The 4,630-nt window shown below is 63.6% G+C and carries 6 protein-coding genes; 1 reads left to right on the top strand and 5 read right to left on the bottom strand.

Features of this window, described 5'->3' with window-relative positions; translation table 11 throughout:
- Positions 1-452: lyase family protein (locus AC5DC2_RS19815; protein WP_491699718.1), on the top strand; the 452-nt coding region annotated here is incomplete at its 5' end.
- 73 nt (positions 453-525) lie between these two features.
- Here AC5DC2_RS19815 and AC5DC2_RS19820 read toward each other — a convergent pair.
- The 5 genes from AC5DC2_RS19820 to sufD form a co-directional block, all read right to left on the bottom strand.
- Positions 526-1,140, bottom strand: coding sequence for a LysE family translocator (locus AC5DC2_RS19820; protein WP_491699719.1), 615 nt, complete (start codon positions 1,138-1,140; stop codon positions 526-528).
- A 131-nt stretch (positions 1,141-1,271) separates the two neighbouring features.
- Positions 1,272-1,661, bottom strand: a complete 390-nt coding sequence (gene sufA / locus AC5DC2_RS19825) for a Fe-S cluster assembly scaffold SufA (RefSeq protein ID WP_024707663.1) — start codon at positions 1,659-1,661, stop codon at positions 1,272-1,274.
- Between the two features lie 71 nt (positions 1,662-1,732).
- The gene (locus tag AC5DC2_RS19830) at positions 1,733-2,104 is read right to left on the bottom strand and encodes an SUF system Fe-S cluster assembly protein (protein ID WP_024707662.1); all 372 of its coding nucleotides are present in this window, start codon (positions 2,102-2,104) and stop codon (positions 1,733-1,735) included.
- Between the two features lie 15 nt (positions 2,105-2,119).
- Positions 2,120-3,355 carry a cysteine desulfurase gene (locus AC5DC2_RS19835; protein ID WP_024707661.1) on the bottom strand — a complete coding sequence of 412 codons (1,236 nt, stop codon included), beginning with the start codon at positions 3,353-3,355 and terminating at the stop codon, positions 2,120-2,122.
- Between the two features lie 90 nt (positions 3,356-3,445).
- Positions 3,446-4,630, bottom strand: a 1,185-nt coding sequence (gene sufD, locus AC5DC2_RS19840) for a Fe-S cluster assembly protein SufD (RefSeq protein ID WP_491699720.1), incomplete at its 5' end; no start/stop codon positions are given.

The raw sequence follows: 4,630 nt of genomic DNA on the forward strand, positions 1-4,630 counted from the left end.
ACGAGCCCGGCTCCTCGATCATGCCCGGCAAGGTCAACCCGACCCAGAACGAGGCCATGACCCAGGTCTGCGCCCATATCGCCGGCAATCAGGCGGCGATCACCTTTGCCGGCAGCCAGGGCCAGTTCGAGCTCAACGTCTATAACCCGATGATGGCCTACAACTTCCTGCAGTCGGTCCAGCTTCTGGGCGATGCCGCCCGCTCCTTCACCGACCATTGCGTCGTCGGCATCAAGGCGCGCGAGGAAAACATCAGGGCCGGCGTCGAGCGTTCGCTGATGCTGGTGACGGCGCTTGCCCCGAAGATCGGCTACGACAACGCCGCCAAGATCGCCAAGACCGCGCACAAGAATAACACGACGCTGCGCGAGGAAGCCCTCGCCACCGGTCTTGTGACGGCTGAGGAATATGACGAGATCGTTCGCCCGGAGCTGATGATCTCGCCGAAGTGACGTCACGCGTCAAAGGCTCACAGACAAGACCCGGCCCCCGCGGCGGGGTCTTTTCGTTTTCGGGCGAAAAATCTCAGTGCGGAAAGGCCGTTGAGATCGCCACCAGCCCGAAGCCGATCAGGATGCCGCCGGAAATGCGCGCCACCCAGCGGGCGAATTCCTTCGGCAACCTGTGACGGATGACGGCCACGAGGCCGCTGAGAAACACCCACCAGAGAAGCGATCCGGCAAAGACGCCGGCAACCACGATCGCCGGCGCAATGCCGCCGCCGGCATCGGCGAGGCCGAAGCCTGCGAAGATGGCGACGAAGGAGAGGATCGTCGCCGGGTTGGCGATGGTCAGCGCATAGGTGGTGGCAATGGTGCGCGCCAGATCGCCGCGAGCCGGCTCGGCTGCCGCCTTCGCCCCGGTCCGCCGCATCTCGCGCCAGCCGAGAAAGATCAGGAAGGCGCCGCCGAACAGCGCCAGCGGCGTGGAGATCGTGGCCAGCGCCGCCGAGAAGGCGGCAAAGCCGAGCGCCGCAAGCGCGCCATAGGTGGCGTCGGCCAGCGCCGTGCCGAGCCCGCCCGACACCCCGAACCAGAAACCGCGCGTCAGCGACCGGTTGATGCAAAGAGCGCCGATCGGCCCGACGGGCGCGGCAATGGCAAGGCCGACGAGCATGCTTTTGGCGAGAAGTTCGAGCATTTCATCAGACCTTCCTGTACATCTTCGTAAGAAGGACTGAATAGAACAGTTTGCCGCGACCCTGAAAGCCGTTTTTCACGCGGGCGATCGCCCGCCCAGGCTGTCAATCCGATCCGCGTTCCGGGAAGCGTTCAATGCGCGGCCTCGCGCGCCTTTGCGAGTTCGGCGAGATCTGCGGCCTTCAGTTCCACGGATTCCCCGCAGCCGCAGGCGGACGTCTCGTTCGGGTTCTTGAACACGAAACCGGTGCGAAGCTTGGTCACCTCGAAATCCATGACCGTGCCGAGCAGATAGAGCGAGGCGGCGGGGTCGACCCAGACGGTCGCGCCGTTGAGCTCCACATGGTCGTCCTTGTCGGCTATATTCTCCGCTGTCACCAGGTCAACGGCATATTCCATGCCCGCGCAGCCGCCCTTCTTGATCGAGACGCGAATGCCGCGGGCGTCCGGACCGGAATTGGCGACGATCTCGTTGACGCGGGTTGCTGCCGCATCGGTCAGCGTGATGACTTGAAAGCCCATTTCATTCTCCATCAACATCCGGGTTCAAGGCCCGGCGTTCGGATTGATTGCATCAGGACAATCGGCCGGCGTCAATACCAGCCGACGGCGATCTTTGCTTCCTCGGACATGCGGTCCGGCGTCCACGGCGGGTCGAAGGTCATTTCCACCTCGACGCCGGAGACACCCTCGACGGTGCTCACCGCATTTTCCACCCAGGCCGGCATTTCGCCCGCCACAGGGCAGCCGGGCGCCGTCAGCGTCATGTCGATCTTCACCATCCGGTCGTCGTCCACATCGATCTTGTAGATCAGTCCGAGTTCGAAAATATCGGCCGGTATCTCGGGATCGTAAACCGTCTTCAGCGCCGAGACGATATCATCGGAAAGCCGCGCCAGTTCCTCGGGCGGAATGGAGGAACCGGTCTCGGCCGTTGCCGTCTCTGCATTGTCTTCAACACTCATGCCATTCTCCTTGGGTCAGGCAAAGAACGTTCGCGCGTAATCGAGCGCCTCGACAAGGGCGTCCACCTCCGCGCGCGTATTATAAAGGCCGAACGAGGCCCGGCAGGTCGACGTCACGCCGAAGCGGGTCAAAAGCGGCTGGGCGCAATGGGTGCCGGCCCGCACCGCGACGCCGCGACGGTCGATGATCGTCGAGATGTCATGGGCATGCACGCCTTCGATGGCGAAGGAAAAGATGCTGCCCTTCTGCCGCGCATTGCCGATGACCCGCAGCGCGTTCACATGCGCAAGCTGTTCGCGCGCATAGGCCGTCAGATCCGCCTCGTGCGCGGCAATTGCCGCACGGCCGATGCCCTGCATATAGTCAAGGGCAGCGCCCAGTCCAATAGCCTGCACGATCGGCGGCGTGCCCGCCTCGAAGCGATGCGGCGGCTCGGCATAGGTGACGCGATCCTCGAACACATCGGAGATCATCTCGCCGCCGCCCTGAAACGGCCGCATCTCCGACAGGCGGTCGAACGTGCCGTAAAGCACGCCGATGCCGGAAGGGCCGTAAAGCTTGTGGCCGGTCATCACGTACCAGTCGCAGCCGATATCGCGCACATCGACCGGGAGATGAACCGCGCCCTGCGAGCCGTCGACCAGCACCGGGATGCCGCGCTCATGCGCAAGCCGGGTCACTTCCTTGACATCGACAATCGTCCCCAGCGCGTTCGACATCTGGGTGATGGCAACGAGCCTGGTGCGCTCCGTCAGGCATTTCTCGAACTCATCGATATGGAACTCGCCTTCATCATCCACCGGCGCCCAGACCAGCTTGACGCCCTTGCGCTCGCGCAGGAAGTGCCAGGGCACGATGTTGGAGTGATGCTCCATGATCGAGAGGACGATCTCGTCGCCCTCGCCGAGGTTTTCCATCGCCCAGCCATAGGCCACCGTGTTGATGGCCTCCGTGGTGTTGCGGGTAAAGACGATCTCGTTGACCGAGCCGGCATTGAGGAACGAGCGGACCTTCTCGCGCGCCGCCTCATAGGCATCCGTCGCCGCATTGGAGAGAAAATGCAGGCCCCGGTGCACATTGGCGTATTCATGCGCATAGGCGTTGGAGATCGTGTCAATGACGACCTGCGGCTTCTGCGCCGATGCGCCATTGTCGAGATAGACGAGCGGCTTTCCGTAAACCTCGCGGGAGAGGATCGGGAAATCCTGCCTTATCTTTTCGACATCGTAATTTTTCACCCGAGCATCCATTGCCCAAAACTCCGTCTGTGGCGTCTGCCAGTGAGACACCGGGAAAGCCGCCCCGGCTGGCGGGACGGAAACGGCAAGGGGAAACAGCCCCTATTCGTGCCGGTCGAGCCAGTCGGCGATGATCGCCTCGACGGCCTCGGAAAGCTGTTCGTTTTCCAGCTCCTCGACAACCTCGGCAACGAAGGCGTTGATCAACAGGCCCTCCGCGACCTTTCGCGGAATACCGCGCGCCATCATGTAATAGAGATGGTTCGGGTCGATATCCGTCACCGTCGCGCCATGGCCGCACTGGACGTCGTCGGCGAAGATCTCAAGTTCGGGTTTCGCCGAAAACGAGCCGAAATCGCTCATCAGCAGCGTGTTGCAGCTCATCTTCGCGTCAACCTTCTGCGCATCGGGCGCCACCCGGATCAGCCCCTGAAACACGCCGCGCGCCTTGTCGAAAACGACATTGCGGACGGTTTCCGTCGAGGTCGTGTTGGGCACGTTGTGGCCGAGGTCGAAGGTGATGTCCGTATGGCTCTCGCCGCCGAGCAGGTTGACGCCGCGCAGCATCAGGTCGGCGCCCTCGCCCTTCACGTCGCAATCGATTTCGTGGCGCACCAGCTTGCCGCCCGCATTGACGACCAGCAGTTTCAGCCTGGCGTTTTCGCCGAGTTCGATCTTCAGCTTGCCGAGATGGGTGTCGTCCGCGCCCTGGCTCTGCATCACCACATAGGTGATCTCGGCGTCCTTGCCGAGCGTCAGCGCCGAAAGATTGCTGACGAGCGCCGCAGCGCCTGCCGGCGCGACATGGCGTTCGATCACCATCCCGGTCACGCCCTCGGCAAAGTTCAGGCGGTTGCGGGTATGCACCTGCCCGCCGCCATGGACGGCCTGTAGCTCCAGCGGCGCATCGAAGGATTCGGCGATGTCGAGCACGTAGCCGTCGCTCACCAGCGCGCCGTTGATGCGGCCGATCGCGTCATCGGCATGGGACAGCGCGAAACGCACCGTCTTGTCGCCGCCTGAAAGCGCGTCGGAAACCTTGCTTCGCGCGACCCCATCGATAGCGGGTCCATCACCGGCGCGGCCCTGCACCAGCGGCAGAACGTCGCTGCCTTGCAACAGGGCCGGCAACGGGTTTACCGCCTCGCCGGCATCCTCGGGCACGGCGCGCAGCAGGTTGCGCAGGTCGGTATAGTGCCAGGCCTCGATCCGCCGGGTCGGCAGGCCGGATTTGCGCAGGTCGGCCGCCAGCCGGTCGCGCTCCATCGTGACATCGGCATTGCCGGG

Source organism: Martelella sp., from assembly GCF_984369615.1.